This window comes from Bradyrhizobium betae, assembly GCF_008932115.1.
Classification (GTDB): domain Bacteria; phylum Pseudomonadota; class Alphaproteobacteria; order Rhizobiales; family Xanthobacteraceae; genus Bradyrhizobium; species Bradyrhizobium betae.
In genome coordinates, this window is sequence record NZ_CP044543.1 from 2,709,402 (window position 1) to 2,725,446 (window position 16,045).

Below are 16,045 nucleotides of genomic sequence, written 5' to 3' on the forward strand. Positions count from 1 at the left end.
TTAGCAGGCATTATGTTTCATTAAAATGCGCCGCAGGAGCTTTTTCAAAGACGGCATCCGTTAAAGAAGGCTCATGATCGACAGTCCCGACGCCGAATCCCGATTTCTCGAACAGCTCGGCCAGCGCGTGCGCACCATGCGCGCGCTGCGCGGCATGTCGCGCAAAGTGCTCGCCAAGGTCTCCGGAATTTCGGAGCGCTACATCGCGCAGCTCGAGAGCGGCAAGGGCAACGTCTCCATCGTGCTGCTCCGCCGCGTCTCCGACGCGATGGGCGCGCATCTGGAGGACCTGCTTCCCTCGGCCGATCCGACGCCGGACTGGCAGATGTTTCGCGACCTCCTGCGCAAGGCGACGCCGGCGCAGATCGCACAGGCCAAGGACCTGCTCGCCGGCGGCAGCGCCTCCGCGCCGCGGCGCGCACCGTTCTGCGGCATCGCGCTGATCGGCCTGCGCGGCGCCGGCAAATCCACGCTCGGCAAGATCCTGGCGAAGAAGATCGGCTGGAGCTTCGTCGAGCTCAACAAGGAGGTCGAGCAGCAGAACGGCCTCTCGGTCGCCGAGATCATCGCGCTGTACGGCCAGGAAGGCTTTCGCCGCATGGAGCAGGCGGCGCTGCAGCAGTTGCTCGCGCGCAACGAGCTGATGGTGCTGGCGACCGGCGGCGGCATCGTCTCGGAGCCGCTGACCTTCGACCAGATCCTGTCGTCGTTCTACACGATCTGGCTGAAGGCCGAGCCCGAGGAGCACATGGCCCGCGTCCGGCGCCAGGGCGATCTGCGGCCGATGGCAGACGATCGCTCCGCGATGGCCGAGCTGCGCAACATCCTGCTGAGCCGCGAGCCGCTGTATGCGCGCGCGACCGCGGTGGTGGACACGGCAGGGCTGTCGGTCGATGCGGCGGCGGCGCGGCTGATCGATGCGGTGCGCCCGGTACTGCAGAACGAAGCCCGCAGCTTTGGGCTGCGGAGCGTGGCGCTGTAATCCTCGCTGCCTCCAAACCTCCGATGACCCTATATGCGAGCTCGGCGGCAAACTTCAGGACTTCTCGATGACCTCCAGCGACGTCACCATCTCCATCTTCGAGCGGATCGGCGGCAGCGCCACGATTGACCGGCTGGTCGATCGCTTTTACGACCGGATGGATACACTGCCGGAGGCGCAGATCATCCGCGCCATGCACGCCGCCGACCTCGGCCTGATCAGAGACGTGCTCAAGCGCTATCTCACCGAGTGGACCGGGGGCCCAAAGCTCTATTCCGTCGAGAAGGGCCATCCGCGGCTGCGGCAGCGGCACCTCGGTTTTGCGATCGGCGATCCAGAGCGCGACGCCTGGCTCCTCTGCATGCGCGGCGCGCTGGAGGAGACGGTTACTGACGCTGCCGCACGGCAGGACCTCGATCGCGCGATATCGGGCCTCGCCGACTGGATGCGCAACCGGCAGTGACAGGTCCGCAGCGCCTCGACGCAAAACGAGGACGCACCATGCTCACGCGCAATGCGCCATTGCGTCGCGCGGTTTGAGTTCCGCGCAAATCACCTGTTAAGCTCGCCACATGACCGACATTCTCCCCGACACCATCCGCCGCCTCTACACCGATCCCGGCGAGTACATCGACAGCGATCATCCCGCGGTGCGGCAATTCGCCGAGACCGCGGTGCGCGAGGGTGCGAGCGCGCGCGAGAAGGCGAGCGTGCTCTACAAGGCGGTGCGCGACGGCATTCGCTACAATCCTTATGTCAGCATGCGCATCGCCGAGACCTTTCGCGCGTCGAGCGTGCTCGCCGCAGGCCAGGGCTATTGCGTCGGCAAGGCCTCTCTCTATGCCGCCGCCTGCCGCGTCCACGGTATTCCGGCTCGCGTGGGGTTCGCCGACGTGAAGAACCATCTCACCACCGAGAAGCTGCGGCAAAGCATGGGCACTGACATCTTCACCTGGCACGGTTTCACGGAAGTGCATGTCGACGGTGCATGGCGCAAGGCGACACCGACCTTCAACGACACGCTCTGCGCCAAGGTCGGCGTGGCGCCGCTCGATTTCGACGGCCACACCGACGCGCTGCTGCATCCCTTCGACGGCGAAGGCCGCGCCTACATGCAATATGTCAACGACCGCGGCACCTATCACGACGTGCCGGCGAAGTTCTTGATGCGCGAGATGGCGCGGGACTACGCCAACATGCAGGGCGAGGATTTGTCGGGGCGCGACATGGAGCGCGAGGCGGCGGAAACCGGTCGCTCTTTCCCGCCGGCGTGATCAGGTCAAACGACCGAACCGACAGCGAGCGTGCGGGGATCTTGCTGGGCAGCATCCGGATTTCTCCTCTCCAGCTCCTCGATCATGCCGCGCGCGATTTCCCGCTCGCCCATGATGACGACGTCGGCCCCAAGCCCCTTGAGATGATCGACCTCGGCATCCGCATGCGCTCGCGCGATGATGCGGATGTCCGGATTGGCCGCGCGCGCCTGCTGCACGATCTGTCCCGCCTCGAACGCTTCGGGGATCGCGATCACCAGATGCCGCGCCCGCGCCGGGTTGGCGGCCTCGAGGATGTCGGGCTGCGCCGCATTGCCCATGATGGCCTCGATGCCGCCCTGCTTCAGATTCGCCAGCGCGCTCTCGCCGACCTCGGCGACGAGGAACGGCAATTGCCGCTGCTTCAACGCGTCGCCGACGAGCGCGCCGACGCGGCCATAGCCGATCACGATCGTATGGTCGGTCAGATCGGTGGTGCGGATCGGCTCGGGCCCGGCGGCCGGGGCTTGCGGCGAATCCCGCCTGTGATCGAGCCGCGGCGCGAGCCAGGTCGCGGCCGCGAACATCAGCGGATTGAGCATGATGGAGAGGATCGCGCCGGCCATGATCAGGTCGCGCCCATCGCTGGGGAGGATCTGCGAGGCGACGCCGAGCTCGGCCAGGATGAAGGAGAACTCGCCGATCTGCGACAGGCTCGCCGAGATCGTCAGCGCGGTCGCGACGGGATGCCGGAACAGCACCACGATCAGGAACGCGGCGACCGATTTGCCGAGCATGATGATGGCGAGCGTCGCCAGCAGCGGCCAGGGCTCGCGGACCACGCTCATCGGATCGAACATCATGCCGACCGAGACGAAGAACAGGACGGCGAAGGCATCGCGCAGCGGCAGCGATTCCTGCGCGGCGCGCGCGCTGAGCGGCGATTCCCGCAGCATCATGCCGGCGAAGAACGCGCCGAGCGCCAGCGAGACGTCGAACAGCTTGGTCGCCCCGAACGCGACGCACAGCGCGATCGCGAGCACGGCGAGGCGGAACAATTCGCGCGAGCCGGTATGGGCGATATAATGCAGGATCCACGGGATCACCCGGCGCCCCACCACAAGCATCAAGCCGATGAACACGACGATCTTGACGAGGGTCAGCATCACGATTCCGGCAAGCCCGAAGCCGGCCTGCGCCGCGAGCGGCGCGAACGCCGGCTGGCTGCCGTTGCCGCCCTGAAGGCTCGCGATCGCGGGGAACAGCACCAGCACGAGCACCATCGCGAGGTCCTCGACGATCAGCCAGCCGACGGCGATGCGTCCGCGATCGGTCTCCATCAGGCGCCGCTCCTGCAGCGCGCGGAGCAGCACGACGGTGCTCGCGACCGACAGCGCCAATCCGAACACCAGGCCCGCGGCGATGCCCCAGCCCATCAGCCATGCAAGGCCGAGCCCCATCAATGTCGCAGCCGCAATCTGCACGACGGCGCCGGGCACGGCGATCTTTCGCACCGAAAGCAGGTCCTGCAGCGAGAAGTGCAGGCCGACGCCGAACATCAGCAGGATGATACCGAGCTCGGCGAGTTCGTTGGCAAGCGCTTGGTCGGCGACAAAGCCTGGCGTGAACGGACCGACCGCGACGCCAGCCAGGAGGTAACCGACGAGCGGCGGGATGCGGAACCGCTGTACGATAGTTCCGAAGACGAAGGCTAGTCCGAGTCCAACGACGATGGTGGCGATGAGAGGCGTGTCATGTGGCATTTTTGCCTTTTGACACAGCGAGCACGGGTGCGCACCGCGACCTGTGCGCGCGGATCGCAGGCTCACAGCAATTGCGAGCGCACGGATTCCGCGCCGTCGCGCAGCAGCGGCAGGAAACGCTCGATCAATTCCTGTGTCGGCACGCGGTCGACATGGGCGCCCATGTTGACGGCGGCCACGATCACATTGTCGTAACGACGCACCGGGACCGAGATCGAGCGGAAATGCGGCTCGGCCTCGCGGTCGACCAGCGAGTAGTCCTGCGCGCGATCGGCCTGGATGCGCGCGAGCAACGCCTTGGGTTCGGTCACGGTCTGCGGCGTCAGGGCTTCGCGCTTCATTGTTTCCAGGCGCGCGGCGAGATCGGCATCGTCGAGCTGGCCGAGCATGGCGCGGCCGACCGAGGTGCAGAAGGCGGGCAGCCGGTAGCCGATTTCGAGACCGCCGGAGAACATCCGCGCCGGACTGCTGCGGGCAACGAACACGACATCGTCACCGTCCAGCACCGCGAGCGAAGAGATTTCATTCGCCGCGATCGCGACACGATCGAGCACCGGTTGCAGGACCGTGACGAGCTGGTTGGAGCGCAGATAGGACGCCGCGAGCGTCAGCACATGCGGCGTCAGCGAGAACAGTTTTCCGTCACCGGAGACGAAGCCGCCGCGCTGAAGCGTGAACAGCATGCGCCGCGCGGTGGCGCGCGGCAGATCGGCGGCGCGGGCGAGATCGCTCAGCGTCATCGGGCCCGTCGTCGCTCCGAAGCATTGGAGCAGACGCAAGCCACGATCGAGGCTCTCGACGAAATCCGTCGCGCGCTCGTCGGTCTCGCTTCGCTTCAGCTTGGGCATGGGCCTTTCGGACGCTCCTGCAAAATAGTGCTTGCCGCCGTTCCGAGGCATGTCATAATTCGCCCATTCGTTCAATAGGCGAACATTCGCCACTCCACAGAGGATGCACTCACCATGATGAGCCAGGAGCAGAACGACCTGATCACCCGCACCGGGCCGAAGGACCCCTGCGGCAAGCTGATGCGCAGCTACTGGCAGCCGGCGGCGCTGGTTGACGAGTTGGAGGGCGACCGTCCGATCCGTCCCGTCAAATTGCTCGGCGAAAACCTGGTGCTGTTTCGCGACGAGACCGGGCGCTACGGCCTGATCGACCGCCTCTGTGCACATCGCGGCGCCGACCTCGCCTTCGGACGGCTCGAACATGGCGGATTGCGCTGTGCCTTCCATGGCTGGCTGTTCGACGCGACCGGCCAGTGCATCGAGACTCCGGCCGAGCCGAAGGATTCAAAGCTCTGCCAGAACATCCGCCAGCGCTCATACCCGGTGGTGGAGAAGAGCGGCATCCTCTGGGCTTATCTTGGCGAGGGCGAACCGCCGGCCTTCCCGGAGATCGACTGCTTCGTCGCGCCCGGCACGCACACCTTTGCGTTCAAGGGCCACATGGCCTGCAACTGGCTGCAGGCGCTGGAAGTCGGCATCGACCCCGCGCACGCCTCGTACCTGCACCGTTTCTTCGAGGACGAAGACACCTCCACGGCCTATGGCAAGCAGTTCCGCGGCGCCTCCGCAGGCTCCGACCTGCCGATGACCAAGATCCTGCGCGAATACGACCGCCCGATCATCAATGTCGAGCACACCGAATATGGCCTCAGGCTGATCGCGCTGCGCGAAATCGACGAGGAGCGCACCCATGTGCGCGTCACCAACCAGCTCTTTCCGCACGCTTTCGTCATCCCCATGAGCACGGAGATGACGATCACGCAGTGGCACGTGCCGGTCGACGACGAGAACTGCTACTGGTACGCGATCTTCACCAGCTACGCCGCGCCGGTCGATAAAAAGAAGATGCGCGATCAGCGGCTCGAACTCTACGAGTTGCCCGACTACAAGTCGCGCAAGAACAGCGGCAACGATTACGGCTTCGATCCGCACGAACAGCAGACCGCGACCTATACCGGCATGGGCAACGACATCAACGTCCACGACCAGTGGGCGGTGGAATCGATGGGCGCGATCCAGGATCGCACCAAGGAGCATCTTGGCTCGAGCGACAAGGCGATCGTGCAATATCGCCGCCTGCTGCGGCAGGAAATCGAGAAGGTCGGCGGCGGCGAGAGGCCGATCCTGTTTCTCGACGAGGCCAATGCACGCAGCATCCAGGGACCGGCGACCATGGACGGCATCGGGCCGACCCGGGGCTGGGAGACCTACTGGATGGAAGTCGACGTCAAGCGCCGCCGCGGCGCGCCTTGGACGGCACCCGTGCCGAAGGAGATCGCCGACAACGTGCACCGGCTGACGGCGGCGGAGTGACGATGCCATTGGCTGTTGGCGATTCGCGACGGTGGCTCGACATTTGTCGCTGTCATGCTCCGCGAAAGCGGGGCATCCAGTACGCCGCGACCTCTCTTGGATCCACGACCGTCTCTGGAATACTGGATCGCCCGCCTTCGCCGGCGATGACAGCGTGGACTGAGGAGCAACCAAAGTGAGTTTCGTCGCGCGTCACGCGCTGTGGTCGGATGAGCAGAAGGACGCCGCAGCGCGCATGCGCCGCATCGTCGAGGAGAGGAATCTCGAAGTCATCCGCCTCGCCTTCCCCGACCAGCACGGCATTCTGCGCGGCAAGACCATCATCGCCGCCGAAGCCATTGCCTCGCTGGAGAGTGGCTGTTCCATCACCACCACCATGCTCGCCAAGGACACATCGCACCGCACGGTGTTCCCGGTGTTCACCGCCGGCGGCGGCTTCGGCATGAAGGAGATGGAGGGCGCCGCCGACGTGCTGATGGTGCCTGATACCACCACGTTCCGCGTGCTGCCTTGGGCCCCCACGACCGGCTGGGTGTTGTGCGACCTCTATTTCCAGGACGGCCGTCCCGTGCCGTTCGCCACGCGCGGGCTCTATCGCAAGGTGCTCGACGAGCTCGGCAGCCGCGGCCACGACTTCGTCGCAGGGCTCGAGGTCGAATTCCACATCTTCAAGCTCGACGATCCGCATATGCGGCCCGAGGACGCCGGCCAGCCCGGCACGCCGCCCTCGGTGAGCCTGCTCAGCCACGGCTACCAATATCTCACCGAGCAGCGCTTCGATCAGATGGAGCCGGTCCTGGAGATCCTGCGGCGCGACATCGTCGCGCTCGGGCTGCCCTTGCGCTCGGTCGAGGTCGAGTTCGGGCCGAGCCAGTGCGAGTTCACGTTCGCGCCGAAGAAGGGCCTGGAGCCTGCCGACAACATGGTGCTGTTCCGCAGCGCTGTGAAGCAGATCGCGCGCCGCCACGGCTATCACGCCACCTTCATGTGCCGGCCGAAACTGCCGAATTTGTTTGCGAGCGGCTGGCACCTGCATCAGTCGATCGTCTCGCGCACGACGGGTGAAAACCAGTTCATGACCAAGGAAACGGCGAAGGACGGCGGCGAGCCGCTCAGCGCGTTCGGCCGCTTCTATCTGGCCGGCCTGCTCGACCACGCCCGCGCGTCCACATTGTTCACCACGCCGACCATCAACGGCTACAAGCGCTACCGCTCCTATTCGCTGGCGCCGGATCGCGCGATCTGGGGCCGCGACAATCGCGGCGTGATGATCCGCGTGCTCGGCGGCGCCAATGATGCCGCCACGCGCCTCGAGAACCGCATCGGCGAGCCCGCCGCCAATCCCTATCTCTACATGGCCTCGCAGATTCTCTCAGGTCTCGACGGCGTCGACCGCAAGCTCGATCCCGGCCCGTCGGCCGACACCCCCTACGAGACCAAGGCGCCGCTGCTGCCGAAGTCGCTGCGCGATGCGGTGAGCGCGCTGAAGGACGACCCGTTCTTCCGCGAGAAGCTGGGGGCGGAGTTCGTCGATTATTACACGCATATCAAGAACGCCGAGATCGACCGTTTCCTGGCAGAGGTGACCGACTGGGAGCACCGGGAATATTTCGAGGTGTTTTGAGGGCAGCTCTCTCCCCGACGTCGTCCCCGCGAACGCGGGGACCCATAACCCCAGGGAGACGTTTGGCGAAGGCTCGTCGTTCGGGATCGATACTGTGCGCGTTCGATCGATTCCGCGGTATGGGTCCCTGCGTTCACAGGGACGTCACCGTTTGCGAAGCACGAGCCTCCCGTCGCTCAAATCCCCAGATATTTATGCTGCAGATCCGGCTCGGCCATCAGCTGGTCGGACGTGCCGCTCCACACCGTCTTGCCGCGCTCGATGATGTAGTGGCGGTCGCAGATGCGGGCGAGATGGTCGACGTTCTTGTCGACGACCAGGATCGACTGGCCGCGGCTCTTGAGCAGCGACAGGCAGCTCCAGATCTCTTCGCGGATCAGCGGGGCGAGGCCTTCGGTCGCTTCGTCCAGGATCAGCAGCTTCGGATTGGTCATCAGCGCGCGGCCGATCGCAAGCATCTGCTGCTCGCCGCCGGAAAGCTGGTTACCCATGTTGGAGGCGCGCTCGGCGAGCCGCGGGAACATCACGTAGATCGCCGCGAGCGTCCAGGGATTGGTGCTGCCGAAGCGATCGGCGGCGGCCGCGACCAGGTTTTCGCGCACGGTGAGATTCGGGAAGATCTGTCGCCCCTCGGGGACAAGGCCGACGCCGAGCTTGGCAATTCGGTAGGACGGCTGCGGCCGCACTTCGGTGCCGGCAAAACGGATGCTGCCCGCGCGCGCCGGTGTCAGGCCCATGATGGAGCGGATGGTGGTGGTCTTGCCCATGCCGTTGCGGCCCATCAGCGAAACCATCTCGCCCGATTTGATCGACAGCGACAGGCCGAACAGGACCTGGCTGAGGCCGTAACAGGTCTCGATGCCGTCGACGTCGAGCAGCGCGTCAGCCATCATCTTTTCAGCCATGGTGCGTCACCACGTGCTGGTCGCCGAGATAGGCGCGCTTGACCTCGTCGTTGGCGCGGATCGCGGCCGGATCGCCCGAGGCGATGACGCGGCCATAGACCAGCACCGTGATGCGGTCGGCCAGCGCGAACACCGCGGGCATGTCGTGCTCGACGAGGACGATCGAGACCTCCTTGCGCAGCTCCTGCAGCAGCTTGACCATGCTCTGGGATTCGGTGACGCCGAGGCCCGCCATCGGCTCGTCGAGCAGCAGCAATTTCGGCTTGCTCGCGAGCGCGACCGCAAGCTCGATCTGGCGACGCTCGCCATGGCTGAGCCTGGACACCAGGATATCGGCACGATGCAGCAGCCCGACGCGGTCGAGCGCCGCATGGGCGGCATCGCGCAGGCCCTTTTCCTTGCGGGCGTTGGCGAAGAAGCGGAACGAGTGGCCCGCATGCGCCTGGGCTGCCAGCGCGACATTGTCGGCGGCGGTGAAATCGAGCAGCAACGAAGTGATCTGGAACGAGCGGGCAAGGCCGAGCGCGCAGCGGCGATAGGCCGGCAGATAGGTGATGTCGCGGCCGCCGAGCGAGACGCTGCCGGAATGCGGTTCGAGGTGTCCGGTGAGCTGGCTGATCAGCGTGGTCTTGCCGGCTCCGTTCGGGCCGATGATGGCGTGCAGCTCGCCGGCCGCGACGTCGAGCGAAACGTGGTCCGTCGCGATGATGCCGCCGAAGCGACGCACCAGTCTGTCGACCCGGAGCAGAGGTTCAGCCACGATTGAACCTCCCGAGCAGGCCCATGATGCCGCCGCGGCCGAACAGCACGATCAGCAGCAGCATCGGCCCCATGATCAGCGCCCAATATTCGGTGAGCTGCGACAGGAACTCTTCCAGCAGCAGATACACCACGGCGCCCATGACGGGGCCGAACAGCGTGCCCATGCCGCCCAGGATCACCATCACCATGAGATCGCCGGACCGGGTCCAGTACATCACGGCCGGGCTGATGAAATCGGTGTTGTTGGCGAGCAGCGCGCCGGCGAGGCCGCACATCATGCCGGAGATGACGAAGCAGACGAGCTGATAGCGTTTGGCTGGGAAGCCGATCGCCTGCATGCGCTGCTCGTTGGAGCGCAATCCCTGCACGACGAGACCGAAACGCGAATTGGCGATGCGCCAGATCAGGAAGATGACCCCGAACAGGCAGGCGAGGCAGAGGTAATAGAACTGCGTGCGATTGCCGAGATTGACCAGGCCGGAGAAGTCGCTGCGCTTGTAGACGGTGAGGCCGTCGTCGCCGCCGTAGCGGGCCAGGCCCGAGGCGACGTAATAGGCCATCTGCGCGAAGGCGAGCGTGATCATGATGAAATAGACGCCGCGGGTGCGCAAGCTCAGCGCGCCGATCACCAGCGCATAGAGCGCGGAGGCCGCGAGCGCGACCGGGAACTGGATGAAGCCGGAGCCGACGCCTTCCTGCGCGAGCATGCCGACGGCATAGCCGCCGATGCCGAGATAGGCGGCGTGGCCGAAGCTCATCATGCCGCCATAGCCCATGATGAGGTTGAGGCTCGCGGCCGCCAGCGCCAGGATGACGATGCGGGTGAACAGCGTCAGGATGAAGACGTTGCCGGATGCTTGCGAATAGAGCGGCAGCAGCACGAGGCCGGCCAGCATCAGGGCCGTGACGGCCTTGCTCACGGTGAAAGCCTTCATCGACGGTTGGCCGGAAACAGCCCCTCCGGCCGCACCACCAGCACGATCGCCATCACCAGATAGATCAACATGGAGGACAGCGCCGGCGCGGCAGTGGACGCAGCGGCGCCGCTCAGCACCTGCCGTAGCAAATTGGGCAGGAAGGCGCGGCCGAGTGTGTCGATCATGCCGACGAAGATCGCGGCGAGGAACGCACCGCGGATCGAGCCGATGCCGCCGATCACGATGATGACGAAGGCGAGGATCAGGATGTTCTCGCCCATGCCGATCTGCACGGTGAGGATCGGCGCCTGCATCAGGCCGGCGAGGCCGGCGAGCGCGGCCCCGAGGCCGAACACCAGCGTGTAGAGCAGCTTGATGTTGATGCCGAGCGCACCGATCATCTCGCGGTTGGAGGCGCCGGCCCGGATCAGCATGCCGATGCGGGTGCGCATCACGCCGAGATAGAGCAGGAGCGCGACCAGCAGCGCCACCGCGATGATGGCGAGGCGATAGGCGGGATAGTGAATGCCGGGCAGGATCGGCACCGGCACCGTGAGCCAGGCGGGCAGCGGCAGCGCGAGACCGGCCGGGCCCCAGATCAGCCGCACCGCCTCGTTGAAGAACAGGATCAGGCCGAAGGTCGCGAGCACGTGGTCGAGATGGTCGCGGCCATAGAGATGCCGCAGCGCACTCATCTCCAGCACGATGCCCAGCAGAAGCGTGGCGCCGAGCGCCAGCAGCGCACCGAGCAGGAAGCTGCCGGTCCAGGCCGCGAAGGTCGCGGCGAAATAAGCGCCCATCATGTAGAGCGAGCCGTGCGCGAGGTTGACGAGATCCATGATCCCGAACACCAGCGTCAGGCCGGCGGCGAGCAGGAACAGCAGCAGGCCAAACTGCAATCCGTTCAGGAACTGTTCGACGACGAGCAGCATCAGAACTCTTTCAGGCGCACGCGGTACAGCGCCGACCTTCGAACACGGTCGTCATCAGTGAAAGAGCTCCCCCGCCTCGACAAGGCGAAAAAATGGGTAATGGCAGTATCGTTCCGAGGCAAGAGCGATTCCGCGCCAGACATGCACTTTGTTGCATCCGGCGCGCGTGGTCGAACGCGCCCTGCTCGTGTCCCTGCAAGAAGGCTGCCGAGCGGCGTGGGGCAACCTGCCGCACCCAAACGATCACCCTCCCCGCAGCAAAGCCGCGGGGAGGGTGCGAATTCGTCGGAATGAGGAGGATGTCTAGTGCGACCTGATCTCCCGGGAACGATCATCCCGTTCGGGAAGCACGCTCTCTGCCGTCGAGGCCTCGAGTGCCGCCATCCGGAACAGATAGGCGAGCGTCGCCAATCCGGAGTCTTCCGCCATTTGCGCCAGCTCGAGCGCCATGTCGGACATGTAGCCGAGATTCTCGTCCTTGGTCTGCGCCATGCTCTGGCTGTCCCGCATCATGTTCGTCATCTCAGGCGCTCTTTCGTTGCGCGGCAGCGAGGCCGCAGAGGTTGGCACGGGCAACGGCGTCCAGACGCGGGCCGTCCTGTCGCACGATCGACGCCACGCCGATGCGATCATGCAGGGCGTCGACCGTCTCGCGGCGAATGTCGATGGTCGCCGCCATGGTCCAGGCGTTCTCCACCAGACCCGGCAGGCCGAGCGGAGTCACGACGAAGCCGGCCTCGTGGAAGCGCGGCAGCCACCAGGTCTCCATGATCGCGCTGACCTGCGCGATGCCCTGATTGAGGCAGAACTCCTGCACCGCCGCCATCAGTTGCAGGTTGAGCGGGCCGTCGCGGCGGTCGCGAACGACGAAGTAGCGCGACCACTCCCAGACCAGCGGATCGGCCGGGCAGCCGCGCACCGCGGCCAGATGCGGAAAGACCTCGCTCATCATCGAGGGCTTGGTGGTCGGGTAGAGCCGGTGACCGCCAATGACGCGGCGCCCCTCCAGCGCAAGCAGATAGACAGTATCCTCGTTGTCGTAGGAATCGATCTCGCGACCATCCGGCTTGCGCAGCGTGTCCCAATGCCGCTCCTCGACGAAGATGTCGTGGCGCAGCCGGAAATGCTGCTCGAGTACGTCTTCGTAAAGGTGGCGATTGACCGCAGAAATCGCATGAATCATGAAAACCCCCATTCAGCCTCAATGGGGGTCAGCCTCTGTGAAAAGAGACAGGCTCGATACTGGGAAATTTCCCAGTATGTCGCTCAGGGATTGATGATCTTGTTGCGAATCGCCAGCGCGACCGCATGCGTGCGGTTGACGGCGCCCAGCTTGCGCGCAGCGGTTGCAAGGTGTTCTTCGGCGGTGCGCTGCGTGATGTGCAGGATCTCGCCGATTTCCCAGGCCGACTTGCCCTGCGAGGCCCACGCGATCACCTCGCGTTCGCGCGGGGTGAGACGCGCCGGGGGATACGGCACCGGCTGGAGCAGGCGGCGGATGTGGTCGAAGCCATACATCGCCATCAGGTGCAGCGCCGGCTTGCTGCGGGCGTTGAGATCGAGATGAACGCCGCCGAGCGACACCGCGGCCTCGTAGCCGGTGAGCCCGTGGATCGGCACGATGAAACCGCGCGACATGCGAAAATCGCCGGCGCGGTTCATCACCTCGGCCGCATCCGGCTCGAGGTCGGCGTCATACGGCGCTTCCGCCCATTCGAACGGGTTGACCGATTGGCGGCACAAGCGGACCACCGGATCGACGCGGTCGTAATTGTTCCGGGTGTAGAGACTGAACCATTCCGCCGGCCAGCGCTTGGCCAGCACCATCTGCGCGAAGCGTTGATCGGGATTCGGCAATCCCGTCACGATGATGGTTTCGAAGCCGAAGCGGCCGAACGCCGTTTCGAGCGCATTCATGGCGTCCGGGACCTTGCGATAGGTTCCGAGGCCCTCGATGAAGTCGAGCGCCTCCCGGCCATAGTCTACGGCGGACATCGGTGCGTTTCCTGACCCACGCCTTCCCGTATAGCACGTATTCGAGGGCTGCCTCAATTCGCTGCCCCCGTAGTTTTGCGGCCCCTGCTCGATCCGAGAATTTAATCTACTTGTGGAGGAAGTGATGCCAAGTTACACCTGTGACGTCTAAAGCGGGAAAACCACGATGGAACACGAGGACATCGCCCTCAACAGCGTGCTCGGCCTTGAACTGAACCGCGTGTTTTTCGCCGTCCACGAAACGGCGAACAAGCAGAAGATCATCGAGTTCGCGCGCGAGGTGCTGCAAAGCGAGCACGCGGAGCGGCCCGGCAGCGTGTTGCCGGAAGGACCGGCGAGCTAGAGCGCAGTCGCAGCAAATGCGACGCCGATGAAACGGATCGCGCGCCGATGCCCCGTCGTTCAAACGGGCTGATTTTAGTCGAAACAATCCGACTCCCGTCCACATCGTCCCCCACTTGCAGCTGGATGACATCGCGGCTCTCGTGAGATGATCGCCGCCACGATCCTCATTCGGATGCCCGGGACATGATGACGCTGCGCCAGGTTGAAGTGATCCGTGCCGTGATGGTGACGGGCACCATCGGCGGCGCGGCGAAGCTGCTCAACGTGTCGGCGCCGGGGATCAGCCGCCTGGTCAAATACACCGAGCGCTCGCTCGGCATCCGTTTCTTCCAGCGCCAGAACGGCCGCTACTTCCCGACGCCGGAAGCCGAGAGCATTTTCGAGCAGATCAACGGCGTCTACAAGAAGGTGGACGATCTCTCCGAGATCATCTCCAAGATCGGCCGGGGCGGATTGTCGGAGCTGCGCATCGGCTCGGTGCCGAGCATCTCGCAGGTGATGGTGCCGCGCGCGATCGAGCGCGTCCGGCGCCGCTATCCCGATCTCGGCATCGACATCAACATCCTCAAGCTCGAGGAAGCCATCGACTACCTGATGCTCGGCCGCGGCGAGTGCGTCGCGATGAGCTACCGCCTGGAGCATTCCGGCCTCGACTTCATGCCGCTCGCATCGGGCGAGCTCTATTGCATCGTGCCGCCGGGCCACGAGCTTGCCGGTCGCAAGCAGGTCTCGGCCGCCGAGATCACCCGCTATCCGCTGATCGGCATCGATCCCAACGACCCCTACGGACGGATCATGGCCGATATCTTCGCGCGCAACCGGCTCGACTACGACATCACCATCCGCGCGCGCTTCGGCACCACCGTCTGCGCATTGGTGAAGGCCGGGCTCGGCATCGCCTTCATCGACCAGTTCACGGTGGCCCATGGCGGCTATCCCGGCATCGAGCTGCTCAGGATCACCGAGCCGACCCGGTTCGACACCTACATCGCGGTCAAGCGCGGCGCGCCGCTGTCGCTGCATGCCGAGCATTTCATCGAATCCCTGCGTACCGAGATGCGCGCGATCGAGCCGTCCCGCGGCAACGGCAGGGCCGCGCCGGCGCGCGGGCGAAAGAAAATAACATGACGTTAGGTTTGTTGGATAAATGGGTAATTGTGTTAGGCGGGGGACAGGCTATCGTCGCACCGGAAAACGCATTGAAAGCGCCCTTGAAAGCCCACGTCGAAGCCCCCTTCGAAGCCCCCTTCGAAGCCCACTTCGAAGCCCACTTGGAATTGCGCGGATTTCCCCGCTAATGGCCGGGACCGAAGGCTCCCAGCGAGACGATAGAAAGCCATGTCCAAGCGCGGATACGCCGCCAGCAAGAAGCTCCTCACCGGCCTGATCGGCGCGCCGATCGCGCATTCCGCGTCCCCCGCAATGCACGAGCGCGCCGCCGAGGCGCTCGGCCTGCGCTGTCACTACCAGCTCATCGAAGTCGCCGGCGCCGATGCGGCCGGGCTCGCCATGATGCTCGAAGGCGTGCGCCGCCTGGGCTTCGCCGGCGTCAATGTCACGTTCCCCTACAAGGAAGCGGTGGTGCCGCTACTCGACGCGCTGGCGCCGGGCGCGGCCGCGATGGGCGCCGTCAACACCGTCGTCGTCAAGGACGGACGGCTGACCGGCCACAACACCGACACGACAGGCTTTGCGCGCGCGGTGGCGCCGCTGCTGGCGCCCTCCGGCAACGCCGTCGCCGTGATCGGCGCGGGCGGCGTCGGCAAGGCGATCGCCTTCGCGCTGGCGAGCCTCGACGTGGCCGACATTCGCATTTTCGACAGCGAGCCCGCGCGCGCCGAGACGCTGGCCTCCCTGCTTGCCCCGCGGGGCGGCGCGAGGGTGGCTGCAGGCGTCGAGGACGCACTGCATGGCGCAACCGGTCTCGTCAACGGCACGCCGGTCGGCATGTTGCCGAACCGGGACATGCCCGTTGCGGCCACGCTGCTGCACGACAAATTGTGGGTGGCGGACGCGGTATATTCGCCGCTGATCACCCCGCTGCTCGCCGCGGCGCAGGAGCGCGGCGCGCGGATCATGACCGGACGTGAGCTCGCGATCTACCAGGCCGCCGACGCCTTCGAGCTGTTCACCGGTCTTGCCCCCTCGACCGAGATCATGGGAGAGGCTTTCGACGAGGTGATGGCGGCGCGAAGTTCGACCTATCACCCGGCGTAATCCAAGCGGCCGGACACAAGGCCGCGGAC

At 65.4% G+C, this 16,045-nt stretch carries 17 protein-coding genes; 8 read left to right on the top strand and 9 right to left on the bottom strand.

Features of this window, described 5'->3' with window-relative positions:
- Nucleotides 1-73 precede the first annotated feature (73 nt).
- The 3 genes from F8237_RS13040 (at nucleotide 74) to F8237_RS13050 (ending at nucleotide 2,256) form a co-directional block, all read left to right on the top strand.
- On the top strand, nucleotides 74-982 hold the full coding sequence (locus F8237_RS13040) for a helix-turn-helix transcriptional regulator (RefSeq protein WP_151645226.1): 909 nt from the start codon (nucleotides 74-76) through the stop codon (nucleotides 980-982).
- 67 nt (nucleotides 983-1,049) lie between these two features.
- On the top strand, nucleotides 1,050-1,445 hold the full coding sequence (locus F8237_RS13045) for a group II truncated hemoglobin (protein ID WP_151645228.1): 396 nt from the start codon (nucleotides 1,050-1,052) through the stop codon (nucleotides 1,443-1,445).
- Nucleotides 1,446-1,554: 109 nt separating this feature from the next.
- On the top strand, nucleotides 1,555-2,256 hold the full coding sequence (locus F8237_RS13050; RefSeq protein WP_151645230.1) for a transglutaminase-like domain-containing protein: 702 nt from the start codon (nucleotides 1,555-1,557) through the stop codon (nucleotides 2,254-2,256).
- Nucleotides 2,257-2,261: 5 nt separating this feature from the next.
- Here the strand turns inward: F8237_RS13050 and ybaL are convergent, their stop codons facing one another.
- Both ybaL and F8237_RS13060 read right to left on the bottom strand, forming a co-directional pair.
- Nucleotides 2,262-3,998: a YbaL family putative K(+) efflux transporter gene (gene ybaL, locus F8237_RS13055; protein WP_151645232.1), complete on the bottom strand. Its 1,737-nt coding sequence runs from the start codon at nucleotides 3,996-3,998 to the stop codon at nucleotides 2,262-2,264.
- A gap of 62 nt (nucleotides 3,999-4,060) precedes the next feature.
- A complete protein-coding gene (locus tag F8237_RS13060) occupies nucleotides 4,061-4,846 on the bottom strand; it encodes an IclR family transcriptional regulator domain-containing protein (protein ID WP_151645234.1) in 786 nt (261 codons plus the stop codon).
- Nucleotides 4,847-4,960: 114 nt separating this feature from the next.
- Here F8237_RS13060 and F8237_RS13065 point away from each other — a divergent pair, with 114 nt between their 5' ends.
- Together F8237_RS13065 and F8237_RS13070 are read left to right on the top strand one after the other, a co-directional pair.
- Nucleotides 4,961-6,319 (top strand): aromatic ring-hydroxylating dioxygenase subunit alpha, encoded by a 1,359-nt coding sequence (locus F8237_RS13065; protein WP_151645236.1) that lies wholly within the window; start codon nucleotides 4,961-4,963, stop codon nucleotides 6,317-6,319.
- 175 nt (nucleotides 6,320-6,494) lie between these two features.
- On the top strand, nucleotides 6,495-7,943 hold the full coding sequence (locus F8237_RS13070) for a glutamine synthetase family protein (protein ID WP_151645238.1): 1,449 nt from the start codon (nucleotides 6,495-6,497) through the stop codon (nucleotides 7,941-7,943).
- A gap of 176 nt (nucleotides 7,944-8,119) precedes the next feature.
- Here the strand turns inward: F8237_RS13070 and F8237_RS13075 are convergent, their stop codons facing one another.
- The 7 genes from F8237_RS13075 to F8237_RS13105 all read right to left on the bottom strand — a co-directional run bounded on the left by F8237_RS13075 (nucleotide 8,120) and on the right by F8237_RS13105 (nucleotide 13,454).
- Nucleotides 8,120-8,848, bottom strand: a complete 729-nt coding sequence (locus F8237_RS13075) for an ABC transporter ATP-binding protein (RefSeq protein WP_162006025.1) — start codon at nucleotides 8,846-8,848, stop codon at nucleotides 8,120-8,122.
- Nucleotides 8,841-9,608 (bottom strand): ABC transporter ATP-binding protein, encoded by a 768-nt coding sequence (locus F8237_RS13080; protein WP_015689178.1) that lies wholly within the window; start codon nucleotides 9,606-9,608, stop codon nucleotides 8,841-8,843. Before F8237_RS13080 ends, F8237_RS13075 begins: the two co-directional genes overlap by 8 nt.
- The gene (locus tag F8237_RS13085; RefSeq protein ID WP_151645240.1) at nucleotides 9,601-10,545 is read right to left on the bottom strand and encodes a branched-chain amino acid ABC transporter permease; all 945 of its coding nucleotides are present in this window, start codon (nucleotides 10,543-10,545) and stop codon (nucleotides 9,601-9,603) included. The genes F8237_RS13080 and F8237_RS13085 overlap by 8 nt, the downstream gene beginning before the upstream one ends.
- On the bottom strand, nucleotides 10,542-11,459 hold the full coding sequence (locus F8237_RS13090) for a branched-chain amino acid ABC transporter permease (RefSeq protein WP_151645242.1): 918 nt from the start codon (nucleotides 11,457-11,459) through the stop codon (nucleotides 10,542-10,544). The genes F8237_RS13085 and F8237_RS13090 overlap by 4 nt, the downstream gene beginning before the upstream one ends.
- Nucleotides 11,460-11,762: 303 nt before the next feature.
- Nucleotides 11,763-11,981, bottom strand: coding sequence for a hypothetical protein (locus F8237_RS13095; protein WP_151645244.1), 219 nt, complete (start codon nucleotides 11,979-11,981; stop codon nucleotides 11,763-11,765).
- Between the two features lies 1 nt (nucleotide 11,982).
- Nucleotides 11,983-12,642, bottom strand: coding sequence for an acyl-homoserine-lactone synthase (locus F8237_RS13100; RefSeq protein ID WP_162006026.1), 660 nt, complete (start codon nucleotides 12,640-12,642; stop codon nucleotides 11,983-11,985).
- A gap of 83 nt (nucleotides 12,643-12,725) precedes the next feature.
- A complete protein-coding gene (locus F8237_RS13105; RefSeq protein ID WP_151645248.1) occupies nucleotides 12,726-13,454 on the bottom strand; it encodes a helix-turn-helix transcriptional regulator in 729 nt (242 codons plus the stop codon).
- A 166-nt stretch (nucleotides 13,455-13,620) separates the two neighbouring features.
- On the opposite strand from F8237_RS13105, the gene F8237_RS36335 reads away from it, so the two are divergent.
- The 3 genes from F8237_RS36335 (at nucleotide 13,621) to F8237_RS13120 (ending at nucleotide 16,016) form a co-directional block, all read left to right on the top strand.
- Nucleotides 13,621-13,797 carry a hypothetical protein gene (locus tag F8237_RS36335; RefSeq protein ID WP_151645250.1) on the top strand — a complete coding sequence of 59 codons (177 nt, stop codon included), beginning with the start codon at nucleotides 13,621-13,623 and terminating at the stop codon, nucleotides 13,795-13,797.
- Between the two features lie 185 nt (nucleotides 13,798-13,982).
- Nucleotides 13,983-14,927, top strand: coding sequence for a LysR family transcriptional regulator (locus F8237_RS13115; RefSeq protein WP_151645251.1), 945 nt, complete (start codon nucleotides 13,983-13,985; stop codon nucleotides 14,925-14,927).
- A 210-nt stretch (nucleotides 14,928-15,137) separates the two neighbouring features.
- Entirely contained in the window at nucleotides 15,138-16,016 is an 879-nt protein-coding gene (locus F8237_RS13120; protein WP_151645253.1) for a shikimate dehydrogenase, read from the top strand.
- Nucleotides 16,017-16,045 lie beyond the last annotated feature (29 nt).